The organism is Erwinia sp. TECH1 (assembly GCF_054057575.1).
Map to the genome: position 1 here is coordinate 1,134,175 of NZ_JBSRZK010000001.1, position 18,078 is coordinate 1,152,252.

General features: G+C 55.3%; 18 protein-coding genes. 12 read left to right on the forward strand and 6 right to left on the reverse strand.

The features are described from left to right. The first annotated feature begins 16 nt into the window (after positions 1–16). From hypB to flhA, 5 genes are all read left to right on the forward strand, one after another. Complete coding sequence (gene hypB / locus ACVWZ0_RS05195; RefSeq protein WP_253455226.1) at positions 17–823, forward strand: hydrogenase nickel incorporation protein HypB; 807 nt, start codon at positions 17–19, stop codon at positions 821–823. Further along, positions 814–1,086, forward strand: a complete 273-nt coding sequence (gene hypC, locus ACVWZ0_RS05200; protein WP_253455225.1) for a HypC/HybG/HupF family hydrogenase formation chaperone — start codon at positions 814–816, stop codon at positions 1,084–1,086. The genes hypB and hypC overlap by 10 nt, the downstream gene beginning before the upstream one ends. A gap of 3 nt (positions 1,087–1,089) precedes the next feature. After that, on the forward strand, positions 1,090–2,247 hold the full coding sequence (hypD, locus tag ACVWZ0_RS05205) for a hydrogenase formation protein HypD (protein WP_253455224.1): 1,158 nt from the start codon (positions 1,090–1,092) through the stop codon (positions 2,245–2,247). Continuing rightward, positions 2,244–3,260: a hydrogenase expression/formation protein HypE gene (hypE, locus tag ACVWZ0_RS05210; protein WP_253455223.1), complete on the forward strand. Its 1,017-nt coding sequence runs from the start codon at positions 2,244–2,246 to the stop codon at positions 3,258–3,260. The genes hypD and hypE overlap by 4 nt, the downstream gene beginning before the upstream one ends. Positions 3,261–3,336: 76 nt before the next feature. After that, positions 3,337–5,427, forward strand: a complete 2,091-nt coding sequence (flhA, locus tag ACVWZ0_RS05215) for a formate hydrogenlyase transcriptional activator FlhA (RefSeq protein WP_253455222.1) — start codon at positions 3,337–3,339, stop codon at positions 5,425–5,427. Between the two features lie 70 nt (positions 5,428–5,497). Here flhA and ACVWZ0_RS05220 read toward each other — a convergent pair whose 3' ends face one another. Continuing rightward, positions 5,498–6,346 carry an MBL fold metallo-hydrolase gene (locus ACVWZ0_RS05220; protein WP_253455221.1) on the reverse strand — a complete coding sequence of 283 codons (849 nt, stop codon included), beginning with the start codon at positions 6,344–6,346 and terminating at the stop codon, positions 5,498–5,500. Positions 6,347–6,569: 223 nt separating this feature from the next. On the opposite strand from ACVWZ0_RS05220, the gene ACVWZ0_RS05225 reads away from it, so the two are divergent. Then, a complete protein-coding gene (locus ACVWZ0_RS05225; protein ID WP_253455220.1) occupies positions 6,570–6,911 on the forward strand; it encodes a hypothetical protein in 342 nt (113 codons plus the stop codon). Between the two features lie 70 nt (positions 6,912–6,981). Here ACVWZ0_RS05225 and ACVWZ0_RS05230 read toward each other — a convergent pair whose 3' ends face one another. Then, positions 6,982–8,265 (reverse strand): cystathionine gamma-synthase family protein, encoded by a 1,284-nt coding sequence (locus tag ACVWZ0_RS05230; protein ID WP_253455219.1) that lies wholly within the window; start codon positions 8,263–8,265, stop codon positions 6,982–6,984. Between the two features lie 564 nt (positions 8,266–8,829). Here ACVWZ0_RS05230 and ACVWZ0_RS05235 point away from each other — a divergent pair. The 3 genes from ACVWZ0_RS05235 to hpt all read left to right on the forward strand — a co-directional run bounded on the left by ACVWZ0_RS05235 (position 8,830) and on the right by hpt (position 11,073). Next, positions 8,830–9,672, forward strand: coding sequence for a YPO3983 family protein (locus ACVWZ0_RS05235; RefSeq protein WP_369895482.1), 843 nt, complete (start codon positions 8,830–8,832; stop codon positions 9,670–9,672). Continuing rightward, complete coding sequence (locus ACVWZ0_RS05240; protein WP_253455218.1) at positions 9,662–10,126, forward strand: DUF943 family protein; 465 nt, start codon at positions 9,662–9,664, stop codon at positions 10,124–10,126. Before ACVWZ0_RS05235 ends, ACVWZ0_RS05240 begins: the two co-directional genes overlap by 11 nt. Positions 10,127–10,536: 410 nt before the next feature. Next, positions 10,537–11,073, forward strand: coding sequence for a hypoxanthine phosphoribosyltransferase (hpt, locus tag ACVWZ0_RS05245; RefSeq protein WP_125289058.1), 537 nt, complete (start codon positions 10,537–10,539; stop codon positions 11,071–11,073). 61 nt (positions 11,074–11,134) lie between these two features. Here the strand turns inward: hpt and can are convergent, their stop codons facing one another. Beyond that, on the reverse strand, positions 11,135–11,800 hold the full coding sequence (gene can / locus ACVWZ0_RS05250) for a carbonate dehydratase (RefSeq protein ID WP_253455217.1): 666 nt from the start codon (positions 11,798–11,800) through the stop codon (positions 11,135–11,137). A gap of 106 nt (positions 11,801–11,906) precedes the next feature. On the opposite strand from can, the gene ACVWZ0_RS05255 reads away from it, so the two are divergent. The 3 genes from ACVWZ0_RS05255 (at position 11,907) to ACVWZ0_RS05265 (ending at position 15,746) form a co-directional block, all read left to right on the forward strand. Next, positions 11,907–12,833 carry an ABC transporter ATP-binding protein gene (locus tag ACVWZ0_RS05255; protein WP_253455216.1) on the forward strand — a complete coding sequence of 309 codons (927 nt, stop codon included), beginning with the start codon at positions 11,907–11,909 and terminating at the stop codon, positions 12,831–12,833. Continuing rightward, complete coding sequence (locus ACVWZ0_RS05260) at positions 12,830–13,600, forward strand: ABC transporter permease (RefSeq protein ID WP_125289061.1); 771 nt, start codon at positions 12,830–12,832, stop codon at positions 13,598–13,600. Before ACVWZ0_RS05255 ends, ACVWZ0_RS05260 begins: the two co-directional genes overlap by 4 nt. Positions 13,601–13,898: 298 nt before the next feature. Then, positions 13,899–15,746, forward strand: a complete 1,848-nt coding sequence (locus tag ACVWZ0_RS05265; protein WP_253455215.1) for a hypothetical protein — start codon at positions 13,899–13,901, stop codon at positions 15,744–15,746. Between the two features lie 220 nt (positions 15,747–15,966). Here the strand turns inward: ACVWZ0_RS05265 and panD are convergent, their stop codons facing one another. From panD to panB, 3 genes are read right to left on the reverse strand one after another with little or no spacing between them, the layout of a single operon-like run. Continuing rightward, entirely contained in the window at positions 15,967–16,347 is a 381-nt protein-coding gene (gene panD / locus ACVWZ0_RS05270; protein ID WP_253461109.1) for an aspartate 1-decarboxylase, read from the reverse strand. Between the two features lie 35 nt (positions 16,348–16,382). After that, positions 16,383–17,237, reverse strand: coding sequence for a pantoate--beta-alanine ligase (panC, locus tag ACVWZ0_RS05275; protein WP_253455214.1), 855 nt, complete (start codon positions 17,235–17,237; stop codon positions 16,383–16,385). A 14-nt stretch (positions 17,238–17,251) separates the two neighbouring features. After that, positions 17,252–18,046, reverse strand: a complete 795-nt coding sequence (panB, locus tag ACVWZ0_RS05280) for a 3-methyl-2-oxobutanoate hydroxymethyltransferase (RefSeq protein ID WP_253455213.1) — start codon at positions 18,044–18,046, stop codon at positions 17,252–17,254. Between the last annotated feature and the right edge of the window lie 32 nt (positions 18,047–18,078).

Genomic DNA, 18,078 nt, shown 5'->3' on the forward strand with positions numbered 1-18,078 from the left:
GCCCGGGGAGAAAATTATGTGCAGTACCTGCGGCTGTGCCAGCGGCGAGCTTCATATTGAAGGCGTGAGCGGCGACGCCTTGCATTCTCACGATGGCGGCGGCCATAGCCATCACCACGGCGGCCATGCTCACAGCCATCAGGAGCGCGCCCATGGGCTGCCTTATGCGCCGCGCCGTCTGGTCGATATAGAAACCGAAGTCCTGGCAAAAAATAACCACATCGCCGCGCATAATCGCGAGCATTTTGCCGCCGCGTCCATTCTGGCGCTGAATCTGGTTTCCAGCCCCGGTTCGGGTAAAACAACCCTGCTGACGAACACTCTGCTGCGCCTTGCGCCGCTGCAAGCGTGCGCCGTTATCGAGGGCGATCAGCAAACCGCTAACGATGCCGAGCGCATCCGCGCGACCGGCGTCCCGGCAATTCAGGTCAACACCGGCAAAGGCTGTCACCTGGATGCGCAAATGGTGCATCAGGCGGTACATCAGCTGGCTCCTGAAAACCACAGCCTGCTGTTTATCGAAAACGTCGGCAATCTGGTGTGCCCGGCCAGTTTCGATCTTGGGGAGCATTGCAAAGTGGCGGTACTGTCGGTCACGGAAGGGGAAGACAAGCCGCTGAAATATCCCCATATGTTCGCAGCGTCGCGCCTGATGATCCTGAATAAAATCGACCTGCTGCCTTACCTGAATTTTGACGTTGAAGCCTGTATCGCTAACGCGCGGCTGGTCAATCCACAGATTGACGTCATTCAGCTGTCGGCCACCACCGGAGAAGGTATGGCGCGCTGGCTGGCATGGCTGGAGCAACAGCAATGTGCATAGGCATTCCGGGGCAGATTGTCGCGCTGCATGAACAGCACAGCGATCATGCCTGGGCTGAGGTCTGCGGCCTGCGTCGCGAAGTCAATATCGCCCTGGTCTGTGGCGATAACCGCGAGGCCTTGCTCGGAAGCTGGGTGCTGATCCACGTGGGTTTTGCGCTGGCCCGGCTGAACGAGCAGGAAGCGCAGGAGACGCTGGCCGCCCTTCATGCCATGGAAGAGCTGGAAGCCGACGTGGCGCTGTTCCTGGCGGGTGAGAGGTAAAATATGCGTTTTGTTGATGAGTTTCGCGATCCGGCGCTGGCGAAGAAGCTGCTTGAACGGCTTAACCAGCAGGCGACGCGGCTGCCTTTTACCGCAGAAAAACCGATGCGGATAATGGAGGTGTGCGGCGGGCATACCCATGCCATTTTTAAATTCGGCCTGGATAAGCTGCTGCCGCCACCGCTGGAGTTTATCCACGGGCCGGGCTGTCCGGTCTGCGTGCTGCCTATGGGCAGAATCGATGCCTGCTGTGAGATTGCCGCCCGGCCAGACGTCATTTTTTGTACCTTTGGCGATGCGCTGCGCGTGCCGGGCAAGCAAGGCTCGCTGTTACAGGCCCGCGAGCGCGGCGCGGACGTCCGCGTGGTTTACTCGCCGCTCGATGCGCTTAAGCTGGCGCGGGAAAATCCCCGGCGGCAGGTGGTCTTTTTTGCGCTGGGCTTTGAAACCACCATGCCGGTTACTGCCGTTACGCTGCAACAGGCAAAGCGGCAGCGGCTCGGCAATTTCAGCGTGTTTTGTCAGCATATCAGCCTGATGCCCACCTTACGCAGCCTGCTGCAGCAGGAAGATGTACGAATTGACGCGTTTCTGGCGCCCGGCCACGTCACCATGATCACCGGAACCGCACCATACCGGTTTATCCATCAGCAATTTGGCAAGCCGCTGGTGGTCAGTGGGTTTGAGCCGCTGGATATACTGCAAAGCGTCCTGATGCTGGTGGAGCAGGTGTGCGAGTCAGGCTGTAAAACAGAAAACCAATATCGACGCGTGGTGCCGGAAGAGGGGAACCTGCTGGCGCAGCGGGCGATACGGGAAGTCTTTCAGCTTGCCGGCAGCAGCGAGTGGCGCGGACTGGGGCTGATTGAGGCATCCGCTATTTCGCTGACCGAAGCCTATGCCGGTTTTGACGCCGAACGGCGCTTTACACCGGGCACATACGCCGTCGCCGATCATCCCCAGGCGCGCTGTGGCGATGTGCTCACAGGACGTTGTAAACCGCACCAGTGCCCGCTGTTCGGTACCGCCTGCACGCCGCATAACGCCTTTGGTGCGCTGATGGTTTCTTCCGAAGGCGCCTGCGCCGCCTGGTACCAGTATCGGCACCAGGAAACCCCGGCGGAAGTTCCGCCAGGGGCAGCTACGAGGGTAACCGAATGACGGCACAAACCGTAACGATGGCGCACGGCAGCGGCGGCCGCGCCATGCAGCAGATGATTGAACGGATGTTTCTGCAGGCGTTTGATAATCCCTGGCTTAACGAGCGGGAAGACGGCGCCCGGCTGTCGCTGGCCGATTTTACCCGTCAGGGCGACCGGCTGGCTTTTTCCACCGACAGCTATGTTATCGATCCCATTTTCTTTCCTGGCGGCAATATCGGCAAGCTGGCGGTCTGCGGTACAGCGAACGATCTGGCGGTCTGCGGCGCCATACCCACTTACCTCTCCTGTGGTTTTATCCTGGAAGAGGGCCTGCCGCTTGACGATTTGCAGAGCATCGTCAGTGCCATGGCGCAGACCGCGCAGCAGGCTGGCATCGCTATCGTTACCGGTGATACCAAGGTAGTTCAGCGTGGCGCAGCCGATAAGATCTTTATTAACACGGCAGGGATCGGTGCGATCCCAACGGCGGTGAAATGGGCGGCCAGCACCGTTCAGCCAGGAGACAAGATCCTGGTGAGCGGTACGCTTGGCGACCATGGCGCCACTATTCTGAATCTGCGCGAGCAGTTGGGAATGGATTTGGACGTGCAGAGCGACTGTGCGGTGTTAGCTCCCCTGATTGCGCCGCTGCGTTTGCTGCCCGGCGTGCACGCGCTGCGCGACGCCACGCGCGGCGGCGTCAATGCAGTCCTGCATGAGTTCGCCGGGGCCAGCGGGCTGGGTGTCTCAATAGAGGAAAATGCCCTGCCGGTAAAGCCTGCGGTAAGAGGGATTTGTGAGCTGCTGGGGCTGGAGGCGCTGAATTTCGCTAACGAAGGCAAGCTGGTGCTGGCGGTTTCCGCCCGGGCAGAGCAGCAGGTGCTGAGCGTGTTGCGCAATCATCCACTGGGCGCGGATGCGGTCACTATCGGCGAGATGACGGCAAATCCGCAGGTCTGCTTACGCGGCGCGCTGGGGGTTTCGCGCCAGCTGATGTTACCCCATGCAGAGCCTTTGCCGCGCATTTGTTGACCTTAATAAAAGCGTATCGGATCTGACTTTCTTTGCGCAATTCTCTTTCTTATCAGAGGTTATCCAGGGTAAAGCTATGCAAACTGCCACTCTAAGCAACACCAAACAAGAAGGATTGTTGACGCTGACGCGAACCCTGCTGCGGCAGCAAACCATGAGCTCGCTGTTGCAAGCCCTGACGCAGGTGGTACAGCGCGTGAATATGGCAGAAGCCGTCACGCTGCTGCTGTTCGGCAACAATGCCCGCGTCCATTTTTACGGCACCGATGCGATGCATCAGCCGATTGTGTATGAGGATGAGACGCTGCTGGCAAGCGGCCCGGTGCATTCACTGCGTAAAACGGCAAGCACGCAGGTCTGGCGTGGTGAAGCGCTGCATCGGCATTATCCGCAGCTGGCCGCGCTGGATCTTTATCCGCCGTTTACCGACTACTGCCTGGTGCCGCTAACAGGGCCGTCCGGCGTGCTGGGCGGCTGCGAATTTATGCGTCAGAACGGCCAGGCGTTTACTGTTGAAGATAAAAAGGCGCTGAATGAGCTGTGCCTGCTGGCTGCCGTGGCGGTTGAACAGATCCAGCTGCATGAGAATGCCCAGCTACAGCAGTCGCTGTTGCGTCATGAACGGGATGATTTTCGTCTTTTGGTCGATATTACTAACGCCGTCATTTCCCGCCTGGATCTTGATGAACTGACCGGTGAAATTGCCAAAACGATCCACCACTTTTTTCATATCAACGCCATCAGCATCGTACTGTGCGACGTGGATAAAACGAGCGAGCAGGCGAATGTCTACACCACTCACTATATAGAGGCGCACGTCGCGGAGCGTGAACAGTCCCGCATCACGCTGGTCGGCACGCTGGAAGAGCAGGTGATGAAAAGCGGTGAAAGCCTGCTGATCAACGTGCCGCCCGCAAAAGGGCAGGAGAAGGTACAAAACGCCCTGTTTCAGCAGCTGTGGCCTAATCAGGTCAAAACGTTATGTATTCTGCCGCTGCGTTTTAAAGACAAAACGCTGGGCGTGCTGAAACTGGCCAAGACGCAGCCCGACAACTTTACGCCCGCCAACCTGAGGGTGTTGCAGCAGATTGCCGAGCGTATCGGCATCGCGGTAGATAACGCGCTGGCCTATCAGGAGATCAAGAGCCTGAAGGAGAAGCTACAGCATGAAAATCTTTATCTGACCGAGCAGATCAACAGCCACAATCCCGATTTCAGCGATATCGTTGGGCGAAGCGCCAGTATGTCAAAAGTGCTGAAACAGGTCGAAATTGTGGCGAAAAGTGACTGTTCTGTATTGATCCTTGGTGAAACCGGCACGGGCAAAGAGCTGATTGCCAGGGCGATACATAACCTGGGCGATCGGCGTGACAAACGCATGGTAAAGATGAACTGTGCGGCAATGCCCGCCGGCCTGATGGAAAGCGAGCTGTTTGGCCATGAGAAAGGCGCGTTCACCGGCGCGACGGCTCAGCGTATGGGCCGTTTTGAGCTGGCCGATCAGGGGACGCTGTTTCTGGACGAGGTGGGTGAAATTCCTTTAGAACTGCAGCCCAAGCTGTTGCGGATCCTCCAGGAGCAGGAATTTGAACGGGTCGGCGGAAGCAAGCAAATTTCCGTAAACGTGCGGATAATCGCGGCGACTAACCGCGATCTGAGCCAGATGGTGGCCGACAGGGCTTTCCGTAGCGATCTCTATTATCGGTTAAACGTCTTCCCCATTGTGATCCCGCCGCTGCGCGAACGTCCGGAGGATATTCCGCAGCTGGTGAAGTTCCTGACCTATAAAATTTCCCGCCGTATGAAGCGGACTATCGACAGCATTCCGGCAGAAACGTTGAGGTTGCTCAGCCGTATGCCGTGGCCGGGCAACGTGCGTGAGCTGGAAAACGTGATTGAGCGTGCGGTGCTGCTGACGCGCGGCAGCGTGCTGGATTTACAGCTTCCTGAGCTGAATTATCCGCTGCCGATCGCCGATGTGCCCAGCCTGGCGGCGGAAGCCTCGGCCCCACCGCTAAGCGGGGAAGATGAACGCGAGCGCATTATTCAGGTATTAAAAGAAACCAACGGCGTCGTCGCCGGGCCGCGCGGTGCGGCGGTTCGTCTGGGGCTGAAACGGACTACCTTGCTTTCCAGAATGAAAAAAATGGGGATTACAGGAAAATAACGGCTTCCATCAGCGGTGGCCTGGTGAAAAGTGCATAAGGTAGCCCCTTGCAGGGGAAAGCCCGGAAAGCTTATCGGTTTTGGTCAGGCGGCGAGCCTCCGGCGATCATCCGCTCCAGCTCGCGGAAATCATGGCTGCAAAACAAACTGATTTCCGCAGAGTGATGGCGGGCCAGCTCGCGCAGGCGCTGCTGATTAACGCGTCTGACGTCGTTATCGGCGGCCATAAACCACTGATAAAACCGCAATCCCGGCGTACAGTGGCGCGGATGCTCAAGCTCGCGCTGATAAAACCACGCATCGCCGCCGTGCAGCAGCCAGCCGGTATCGGTCTGCACCGCTATTCCCGCATGGCCTTGCGTATGACCAGGCAAAGGGATCAGCAATATTTCCGGCGGCAGGCCTTTTAAACCGGTGACGGCATTAAAGCCAAACCACTTTTCACCGGATGCGTGATAACCCGTCCAGCCTGAAACGCCGCTCCACTGGCCAGGCCGATAACGGGAACGGGCCAGCCAGCTGTCGCGCTGCCGGGAAGTATCGATTTCCCGCTGCATCAGATGGATTTGCGCCTGCGGAAAATCGGTCAGCCCACCGGCATGGTCAAAGTCCAGATGGGTCAGCACGATATGGCGAACGTCCGAGGCCTGGTAGCCCAGCGCCAGGATTTGCGACAGCGCTGTCAGAGAGGGTTTGCGCTGAATATTGTTCATCACGCGGAAAAAAGTGGCTAAGCGGCTGCCGGGCGCGCGCATATCTTCCGTACCGAATCCGGTATCAACCAGCACCAGCCCGCTGTTTTCCGTTTCGATAAGCAGGCAATGGCAGGCAAGATGCGCCCGGATGCCTTTGCTGAAACCGTCATAAAGCGCGCCGCCAACGGGACACATACAGCCACAGTTAAGATGAATAACCTTCACGGATTCTCCTCCAGCAGGATCGGTTCATAGCGGAATCAATAAGTGTAGGCGTTTTCCTGGACTCCTGACCGCAGGTAAAACCAGCCGGAAGATGTCGTTGCCTCGCGATTTGTCCGTTATTCCTTCAGAAAATTTTATTGGAGCGGACGGCGTGGTGCCCGGTCTGGACGTAAAAACATTTCCTGTTACAATCCCCGCTCTTAAAAAAAGCCAGGATAAAAAGATGAAAATGAAAGCATTATTAGGCGCGGTATTGGCGGGAAGCCTGCTGCTCAGCGGCTGTGGCATGGTTGATAATGCGGTACGCACCGACGAAAGCATTAAAGAAAAAGCAGCTTTCGCGCTGGGCACTACGGCGGATAAAGTCATCATCACGCAACGTACCAGCGATATAGACTCGGTCAGATTCCATGCCTCTACTCAGGGCAAAGTCTTCCAGTGCTATTACTCTACGGCTGGCATCAGCAGCGATGCTATTTGCTCTCCGACGGATGGCTCTTCTCTGCCAACGGCAGCGGGTTCTGCCTCGTGCAACGCATTGCTGAAAGCCGCACATAAGTGCTGAGTCCAGTCTGATATATGGCCCCGGCTGACGGTTTTGCCGGGGCCGCGTACAACCTGCTACAAGAAAACGGTCACACCTTTTCCAGCGCCAGGCGTAGATCCTCAATCAGATCGTCTTTGTTTTCGATGCCGATAGAGACGCGAACGGTAGCCTCATTGATGCCGATACGCGTGCGCACCTCCGCCGGGACGCCGGAATGCGTGGTGCTGGCAGGATGGCTGGCGAGTGATTCGGTGCCGCCAAGACTTACCGCCAGCTTAAACAGCTGGAGCGCATTCAGCAGCTTAAAGGCAGCCGCCTGGCCGCCGACCACGTCGAACGAGAACGTCGATCCCGCGCCGCTACACTGTTGTTGATAAACCTCTGCGGCTGGCGAACCGGCTTCCAGAAACGGCAGATAGTGCAGTTTTTCAATTTTTTGATGCGATTGCAGAAACGCGGCGACGGCGGCGGCATTGTCGTTGGCGCGCTCCATACGCAGCGACAGCGTTTCCAGCGAGCGGCCGATCATCCAGCAGGAGTGCGGATCGAGCTGGGTACCAATCGCGCTGCGCAGCGCTTTAATCTGTTTAATCAGCGCCTTGCTGCCCATCACCGCACCGGCAATCAAATCGGAATGGCCGCCGACATATTTAGTCAGCGAATACAGCGACAGATCCGCGCCGTGTTCGGTTGGACGCTGAAAGACCGGCCCGAGCAGCGTGTTATCACAGGCAATAATCGGACGATGCTGCTGCTGCTGTGCTATTTCATCAGCCACGCGTTTAATCAGCGCGATATCCACCAGGCTGTTGGTAGGGTTAGCGGGCGATTCAATGAGGATCATTGATACGCGTCCCTGTTTCATTGCCTCTTTTGCCGCTGCCCGTACGGAGGCCTCATCCACGCCGTCGGCAAACCCGACCGACGCCACGCCCAGCCGACGAAAAGTTTTGGTCAGCAGGGTTTCGGTGCCGCCATATAAAGGCTGCGAATGCAGAATGGCGTCGCCTGGCTCGACAAAGGCCAGCAGGGCGGTAGAAATAGCCGACATGCCGGAAGAGAACAGCGCCGCGCTTTCGGTGCGCTCATAAATCGCCAGCCGATCCTCGACGATTTCGCTGTTGGGATGATTAAAGCGTGAGTAAACCAGGCCGTTGCCTTCGCCTTCCGGCGGCTCGCGACGACCGGAAACGTAATCGAAAAAGTCACGGCCTTCTTCGGCGCTGGTAAAAATAAAGGTCGAAGTCAGGAACACGGGCGGTTTCACTGCGCCTTCGGACAGCGCAGGATCGTAACCGTAGTTAAGCATTTGCGTTTCAGGCTGTAGTTCACGATTGCCGAGATGCGTTTTTTTTGCGTGTTGCGTCGCCATGGGTTCTCCTGACCAGCGAGGGTAAATAAGCGATCGCATCTTAGCCTTACCGCCTTAACGTTATTAAATAATTTATTGGACTATCGTTAAGCTTTTACTGAAAATATTCAGGCCTTCCGGAAGGCTATATGTCTGTTAGCATGAAATTCAGTTGCTGTTATTCTTCGCTGAAGGAAAAGCAGCAAAAAAAGCGGCGTGATGAACGGATTGATCGGGATGAAATATAACGACGACAGGATTTTTTCCAGCAAAAGGTTTTACAAAAAAAATTTTTTTGACAGCGTCCATTAAGCAATGGAAAAGCTATTCATTGGTTTTAATTAACGGAACGCTGTTGGCTATGCCGCTGACCTTTCCATTAGCGCTATATTCCCCAGATCTTTGGCTATCTTGCTTTTCCGATTTTGCGGGCTGGAAAGGTATGAAACGGATACACTCCGCTCAAGCGGGCAAAATTCTTAATTTTTTTTCATTTAAATGTCGGGCGTTTACAGGCGATTTGAGCGGCGCTAGATTTACATCTAGCTGAAAATTTTCAGGAGTAACCCACAAGGAAGCGATACCATGTCTGCATTACAATTCCCCTGTACAATTTTCAAAACACAAAAAAAGATGGAAGATTACAGCGCCAGTGATATGCATTGTGGCGATTTATCAGAATTTCAGCTGAAAAGAGCGTTTCATCTGGTCGATGTATCCACCAGAGTCAATCCTTACACATTGACCAAAATCACCCCATTTAATCAACCTCAATCGAGATTCTATGGCTCCCGTAGCGAAGGTGAGAAAATTTCCCGGCAAGAATGTGCCAAAATCCTCTTTGATGAATTCCGACACCTTTCGCGGACATTTTCCATTTACGGACCTTACAGCCATCTGATTGAAAAAATGATAACCCATATGCAGAAAGGCAACGGCATGCCTTTTCAGGATACATCTTTGGATAGTGCGTTAAAAAAGCATATTCTAAATGATAATTCTAAAAACAATACGCGTCTTTTGTTAACTAAAGTCGTTGGTAAAAACATAGACTGGGGAAAGGGTTACTTTCCTTTAGCGCAAAAAAAAGAGTTAACAAAAGCGATCCTTAGAGGGAAGTTACCTAAGTTTGATCGGTTGCAGGATAGTTTTAACGGAATGGGGATTACAGTACATGATGTATGGGCTACACATATCGCTATAAAATCACTGCATATTGAAAATGAGCGGTACCGCGCGCTTGTGAATTACAAAATACAGGATCATTTTGGCCTGGATAGTGAAGATATTTCAGCGTTAAAATTTAATCAGTTCCGTTTTTTTCGCATCTGGTTTTTGCTTCAACGATACAACCTGTTTGGCTTTAAACCCTTTATGACCGATATGGAAACCACTGTGGAAATTACCGGGAGACGTGATGAAAACTAATAAAAAATTATTGAGTACGTTGTTACTGGTTGGTAGCGCGTCACTGGTCTATGTTTTTTGGTTGTTTTTTCGCCCTGTGGTAATAGTTGCCGTTCACGAGGACGGGAACTTCAGTGATGTCATAGTAAAAAATGTTCCGTTTACCGAACGGGGTAAAATAGCCTGGTGGCTTAAAAATAAAGATAAGCTAAAAAACCGTTACGGCATCCCTAAACCAGCATTATATGGAAATTACACCATTAGCTTTTGGTTATTTGGTGATGGCTATAAAGAAGAGGGCAAGTATGACAGGTTATGTTTTAAGGATATGCAAACTGATAAGAACTGCATTGATAAAAACAGAGTGTTTTCAATAGATAAGAGCAAGAATAAGGGGACTATTTTCGTTGTGTATGATGGCGATGACTACCGACTGGAAGAAAATGGGGAAGTAATAAAAATTGACCATAATTAAAGCTTTATTTATTGCGTAGTGCCCAGGGGAAAATCTTCCTTCCCCTGCTGATTTCTTATCATGTTTCAGCCGGGTACTGAGATACGCTGATAACGGACACAGCTAAAAACATTCATCACCGGCCTTCAGGGAAGTTATTGCCCCCTTTTTCGGAGATCGGCAATGCAAGACAAGGGGTAATCTAACCCCTGAGCTTTTGCCGCCGGCCAAAAGCGGCGATTTGTTCGCATGCTTTCAGTTCATCCGGCAACCATCCCTGATATAATCCCCCTCCTTAAGAGGTTCTCATGCTATCGCCGTTGTATTGGATTGTGTGGTACTCCGTACAGCAATCGGTGTGTCAATATCGACTTTTCATACACGCTTTACATGATGTTTAACTGAATAAAATCAGTGAGATAAGCTAATTTATGAAACACACTGTAGAAGTCATGATCTCCGAGCAAGAGATCGCCAAACGCATCGCTGAACTGGGCCAGCAGATCACCGAAAACTACCGCGACAGCGGTAGCGAAATGGTGCTGGTCGGCCTGCTGCGCGGTTCCTTTATGTTTATGGCGGATCTCTGCCGCAGGATTGAGGTATCGCACGAGGTCGATTTTATGACGGCTTCCAGCTACGGCAGCGGTATGTCCACCACGCGCGATGTGAAAATCCTTAAGGATCTGGATGAAGATATCCGTGGCAAGGACGTGCTGATCGTGGAAGACATTATCGACTCCGGCAATACGCTGAGCAAAGTGCGGGAAATCCTGCGCCTGCGCGAGCCAAAGTCGCTGGCAATTTGTACGCTGCTGGATAAGCCTGAACGGCGGGAAGTGGAAGTGCCGGTGGAATACGTGGGCTTCACTATTCCTGATAAATTCGTGGTGGGCTACGGCATCGACTACGCCCAGCGCTATCGCCATCTGCCTTACGTAGGCCACGTGGTAATGCTGGAAGAGTAACGCTCACCGCACGATCGACTAAGGCCGGATTTCCCGGCCTGATATATGATCTGGCCGGAGATCAGCTCGGGTTTTGCAAGCCTTTCAGCGCGTTAGCGATACCTTTATGGTGACGCTCTTCAAGCACGTCCATGCTGGAAGCGCCGACTTCCAGGTCGTGCAGGTGGCCATCCTGAATACCGTAAACCCAGCCGTGAATTTTGACATTCTGACCGCGTTTCCATGCCGACTGCATGATGGTTGAGTGGCCCAGGTTATAAACCTGCTCGATCACGTTGATTTCACAAAGTTTGTTAAAACGCTGCTCCGGCGTCGGCAGCTGTTTCAATGACGAACTATGCTTGTACCACAGATCGCGGATGTGCAGCAGCCAGTTGTTGATCAGACCCAGTTCCGGGTTCTCGACCGCCGCCTGCACGCCGCCGCAGCCGTAGTGGCCGCAGATAATGATGTGCTCCACCTGCAGAACCTCCACCGCGTACTGCACAACGGAAAGGCAGTTCAGATCGGTGTGAATAACCAGGTTAGCTACGTTGCGATGAACGAACAGTTCGCCCGGCTCCAGGCCGGTCAGACGTTCGGCTGGTACACGGCTGTCGGAACAGCCAATCCAGAGAAAACGAGGCTTCTGCGCCAGCGACAGGCGTTCAAAAAAAGCCGGGTTCTCTTCTTTCAGCAGGCGAGACCACTCGCGGTTGTTACTAATGAGAGTATCAATATCTTTCATTTTTATAGCGCCATAACTTGATATGCGTGGCAGTAATATAGGCCATCAAACTGTGATTGAAAACGCTAAACAAGAAAACCATACAAAACAGGGCAATCCTTTACCTATGACTTATGCACTGGAACTCGAAAAGCTGACCAAAACCTATGCGGGTGGCGTTCAGGCCTTGAAAGGAATCGATCTTAACGTGGAAGCGGGCGACTTTTATGCGCTGCTTGGCCCCAACGGCGCGGGCAAATCCACCACTATCGGTATTATCAGCTCGCTGGTGAATAAAACTGCCGGCAAGGTGCGGGTGTTTGGCTATGACCTGCAGCAGGATGTGGTCAACGCCAAGCGCCAGCTGGGCCTGGTGCCGCAGGAGTTTAACTTCAACCAGTTTGAAACCGTGCTGCAAATCGTGGTCAGCCAGGCGGGCCTTTACGGCGTAGAGAAAAAAGAAGCGCTGCAAAGGGCGGAAAAATATTTAAAGCAGCTCGATCTGTGGGACAAGCGCAACGAGCGGGCGCGGATGCTTTCCGGCGGCATGAAACGCCGCTTGATGATCGCCCGCGCGCTGATGCACGAGCCAAAGCTGCTGATCCTGGATGAGCCGACCGCAGGCGTGGATATTGAGCTGCGCCGCTCGATGTGGAGCTTTTTGCAGGATCTGAACGCCAAAGGCACCACCATCATCCTGACCACCCACTATCTTGAAGAAGCCGAGATGCTTTGCCGCAATATCGGCATTATTCAGCACGGCCGACTGGTGGAAAACACCACCATGAAAGGGCTGCTGGCGAAGCTGAAATCGGAAACCTTTATTTTCGATCTGGCGGCAAAAAGCCCACTGCCGGCGCTGGAAGGCTTCCAGTACCGGCTGGTGGATACCTCAACGCTGGAGGTGGAAGTCATGCGCGAGCAGGGGCTGAACAGCGTCTTCAGCCAGCTCAGCCAGCAGGGCGTCAAGGTATTAAGTATGCGCAACAAGGCTAACCGCCTTGAGGAGCTGTTTGTAGACCTGGTAAACGGTCGCAAAGGAGAGAAAGCATGACACATCTGTACTGGGTTGCCCTGAAAAGTCTCTGGGGAAAAGAGATTAACCGTTTTGCCCGCATCTGGATCCAGACGCTGGTGCCGCCGGTTATCACCATGACGCTCTATTTTATTATCTTCGGCAACCTGATTGGCTCCCGCATTGGCGATATGCATGGCTTCAGCTATATGCAGTTTATCGTGCCGGGGCTGATTATGATGGCGGTGATCACCAATGCCTATGCCAACGTAGCGTCCTCTTTTTTCAGCTCTAAATTCCAGCGCAACATTGAAGAGCTGCTGGTGGCGCCGGTGCCGACGCACGTCATTATCGCTGGCTATGTCGGCGGCGGCGTGGCGCGCGGCGTCTGCGTCGGGATCCTGGTGACCGCGGTGTCGCTGTTCTTTGTGCCGTTTCACGTGCACTCCTGGCTGATGGTGGCGGTAACGCTGCTGCTGACGGCGATCCTGTTTTCGCTGGCGGGCCTGCTGAACGCGGTCTTCGCTAAAACCTTTGATGATATCAGCCTGATCCCGACCTTTGTGCTGACGCCGTTAACCTACCTGGGCGGCGTGTTCTATTCGCTGACGCTGCTGCCGCCGTTCTGGCAGATGGTGTCGAAGCTGAACCCGATCGTCTATATGATCAGCGGTTTCCGCTTCGGCTTTTTGGGCATCTCCGACGTGCCGCTGGTGTTTACGCTGGCGGTGCTGGTAGGCTTTATCGCGGTGTTTTACATTCTGGTCTGGTGGCTGATCCAGCGCGGAAGAGGGCTGCGTACCTAAATGCTTAAAAGCCTCTCTTCCCGCAAGGGGAAGGGAGGCTGAACCGCCTTCTCTCTGCATGGAGAAGGTTGCTGAACGAAGAAAGCGTAACCGCAAATAGCACGATCTCCATCCCCGCATTATTTGACGTCCATCACTCAATATAAGAAAACCTTATTTAGCTGCAAACTTTTTCCTCCCTGTTGCCACTCAGTCCTATCGCGAGCACGTTGTACTGGTAGTGAGTATGGCCGGTGTTGTCACGATAAATCAGCAGGCCACAAGCCTGTTATCTTTGACTCAACTCTGGATCAAACTTATGGCAGGCGTAAATGCATTACCTTCTACCTTAACTACCGCCACTCACTCTTCAGGCCAGGCAACCTCCAGTCAGGAGGCTCGCGCCCGGGCCACCGGGGGAGCAGGCCCTTCTACGGCGGTTACCACACCGGCAGACGCTGCGCGCGATCGGGCCATTAACAACATAGTTACCCAGCTCAATCACTATTTTCCCGGCAGTACCGCATTGCACACGCTGGTACAGGATCGTGCCGCTGAGCTTCATGATATGGGAGAGACGCCTCAAAGCGTTGCCGAAAATATGGCCAAAGCGCAGAAAATGGATTACATCAGCGAGGCCGCAGGCAACGCGGTAAAAGCGTTTCCTTTTGCCATCTCGGGCTACGCCTCAGGCGCCCTCAAATTAGGCGCAGGCGTGGCCGGTTCCACGCCGGGTTCGGAAGCGCTGGCGGGGGCGATTGATGGGGCCACGGCGATGGTGATGAAATCCGTAGGCGATAAGGTATTTGCTGATACGGTAAAGGATACGCTGTGGCTGGCAGCCGATTCCGCAAAGCTGGAGCCGGAAATGCAGGAGGTGCTGAAAAAGCGCCAGGGCCTGGGAGAAAGCCTGAAGCTGGCTCCGCTGGGCGGCCAGGGATTCAATGGCCGTAATGCCGTGGTCGGCGCTGTAGCCGCGGCGACGCATAATAATCCTCAGGCGGTGTCGCATACCAGCAATGTGCTGAGTCTGGCAGCAGGCGCGGCGGGCGGCGTCCTCACCAACAAGTTCAGCGCTTCCCACGGCCCTGAATTCCTGCTGGGACGCACCGACTGGAAAGCGCAATACACCGCGTTGAAGTCTACCAGCGTCAAGCAGCAGATGGCGTCCGGAGGCGCGGAAAGGCTGAAAACGCTGCTGCTTAGCTTACTAACGCCCCGTAATTATGCTAAGGGAACGCTGAATATTACTTCAGGAAATATGGTGTCGGAAATTGGCGCCTTAGCCGTGACGCTGGCCGGAAACAATGCCTTACGCAATGTTGTGCGTAATAAAGGCGTGAGCGAAGCCGTGAGTTCTGCCCCCTCCGCCGCGATTGATGACGCGCTTGGACGCCTCGGCGCAGGCCAGCTGACCTCGCCATCAGAAATTGCTAAAGATCAGGCGATTAACCTTGTCGGTGCCGCGCTGGCCTATGCTTTTCAGGGCGTCGCAGGCGCATTAGCCGGGCCGGCACCAACCCGCAATGACGAAGCCGTAGATTTTTTGGCGGATAAAGTCGTGAACAGCGTAATTGGGGAGAAAACCGGTGAAGTGCGGGATAAGGCTATTGAGGTGGTACAGCAAGGGGCAAGAGATGTGGGACAGATGACCGTCGATGCCGCGGTGAAAACCAAAAACTCGGTCAAGGAAGGCGCCATCTCATTAGCCGATGGAGCGGTCAAAACGGGCAACGCGGTTGGCAGCGGTCTGAAAACGGCGAAAAATAACGTTTCTGACGCCATGAGCAATGCCCATCAGTGGGCGGGCGAACAAATCAAAAAGCAGTTTGCTTCTCCGCCACAGCCAGCCGCGCAGGCGATGCCGTCGTCAGCCCCTCAGGCTTCTTCGTCACGGCCTGCCGCGCAGGCGTCAGGACAGACCACCGCGCCACAAACTGCGCCGCCACCGGCACGACCTGTCGCTCCGGCGGCACCCCAGGCCTCGACGTCACAAACTACGGCACCGACCCGACCTGCCGCGCAAACGGCGCCACAGGCTTCGACCTCAAAGCCTGCCGCTCAGACGACGCCGCCTTCAGCCACGCCTGGCGGATCCCGGCCCGTCGCGCAGCCAGCGAGCGAAGAAATTGAGATGCAGCCGTTGGGCAAAAGTAAGCAGGCGTAGCCTGAGGGGGGGGCCTGGGGCTGGAAGCGTCAAACCCTGCCAGGTAAACGGCGGTGTCTCCAGCTGCGCCAGCCTCCTCTAGCCCCGCAGCCGGGGAGGCAGAGATGCCGCCGCCGGGTAACAGTAAGCAGGGCCGGGCCGGAAAACGGGAGTAAAAGGAAAGGGCGGGGTCTGAACGATGGCGGTAAGAAGAGCGGGGGAGTCATCCCCCGCCAGTAGATTAAGCGACCTGCACCGGCACCGCTTTCGCCAAACGCTTCATTACATTATCGCCTTCAAAGTAGGCGACTTTCGGCTGCCATTCGCGGGCTTCGGCATCCGACATCGTCACGTAAGAGCAAATGATCAGAATATCGCCTTCGCAAGCGCAGCGGGCGGCCGCGCCGTTGACGGAGATAATTTTCGAGCCGCGTTCGGCCGCGATAGCATAGGTAGAGAAGCGCTGACCGTTAGTCACGTTATAGATATCGATCGCTTCATATTGCAGGATGCCGGAAGCATCCAGAAAGTCCTGGTCAATGGCGCAGGAGCCTTCATAGTTCAGATCTGCCTGCGTGACTTTGACGCGGTGGAGTTTGCCCTGCAGCATGGTACGGTTCATCATTTACCTCTGGTGAATAAGCAATAATCGGCACGCTATGCCGTTAAATCGACCTGCTGATTATCAATCAGACGCGCCTTGCCCAGCCAGGCCGCCATCAAGATGACCGCGCTTTTGCTTTCTACCGTTAGCGGCAGCAGCGTTTCAGCATCGACTATCGCCAGTCCGTCGGCGCGCAGGCCGTGGATGGCCAGCGCGGCGTCCGCATCGGCAATAATCACATCGACATGACGCTCTCCATTGGACAACCTTTCCGCCATGCTGTTCATGACGCGGCTCAGCGCGGGCGCGATTTTTCGCTCGTCGGGCGTCAGATAACCGTTACGCGAGCTGAGCGCCAGGCCGTCTTTCGCGCGCACCGTCGGCACGCCGACAATCTCGATATCGTAGCCCATGTCCGCGACCATCTTGCGGATCAGCGCCAGCTGCTGGAAATCCTTCTCGCCAAAGCAGGCCAAATCGGGCTGCACGAGGTTAAACAGTTTGCTGACGATGGTCGATACGCCGCGAAAATGCCCCGGACGGCTGGCGCCTTCCAGCAGCGAAGAGAGGCCCGGCACCTCGACAAATGTCTGCTCGCCAAGCCCTTTTGGATAGATATCATCGGGCGCGGGCGCAAAAACCAGATCCACCTTGCGGCGGTTCAGCTTTTCACAGTCTTCCTGGAGCGTGCGCGGATAGCGCGCCAGGTCGTCAGCGCGCTCAAACTGCATCGGGTTAACGAAAATAGTGGTAACCACAATATCGGCGCGCGCGCGGGCTTCGTCGACCAGCGTCATATGGCCGTCGTGCAGATTGCCCATCGTGGGCACCAGCGCGATACGCTTGCCTTCTTGCCGCCAGCGGCGGATCTCACGCCGCAGCATGGGTAAGGTTTCAATAATCAGCACTTGCCGCTCCCGTCTCAGTAAAAACTGTGTTCTTCAGCAGGATACGTTCCCGCTTCGACTTCCGCTACATACTGCCTGACGGCAGCGCGCATCTCGCCTGTTTCCAACAGGAAATTTTTGACGAATTTAGGAATATGCCCGCCGGTGATGCCGAAGGCGTCGTGCATCACCAGGATCTGACCGTCGGTCACGTTGCCCGCGCCGATGCCGATCACCGGAATAGCCAGCGCCTCGGTTACGCGCTGCGCCAGCGCGACGGGCACGCACTCCAGCACCAGCATTTGCGCGCCGGCCGCTTCCAGCGCCAGCGCGTCGGCCAGCAGCGTCTCCGCCGCCTCGCTATCGCGACCCTGCACTTTATAGCCGCCGAAAATATTGACCGACTGCGGCGTTAAGCCCAGATGCCCACAGACCGGCACGGCACGTTCGGCCAGCTGGCGCACGGTGTCGCTCAGCCAGGCGCCGCCTTCGATTTTCACCATGTTCGCGCCCGCGCGCATCAGCTCCGCCGAGCTGGCAAAAGCCTGTTCCGGCGTGGCGAAGGTCATAAAAGGCAGATCGGCCATCAGCAGCGCGGCAGGCGCGCCGCGGCGCACCGCACGGGTATGATAGGCGATATCCGCCAGCGTGACGGGCAGCGTGGAATCATGGCCCTGAACGACCATACCAAGCGAATCGCCGACCAGCATGACCTGGATGCCTTCGTCGGCAAACAGGCGAGCGAAGCTGTAGTCATAAGCGGTAACAGAAGCGAATTTGCGGCCGCTTTTTTTCCATTGGCGAAGGGTGGAGACCGTTGTCGGTTTCATCACAACCTCTGAGAAAGTGTTCTGGTGGGCGT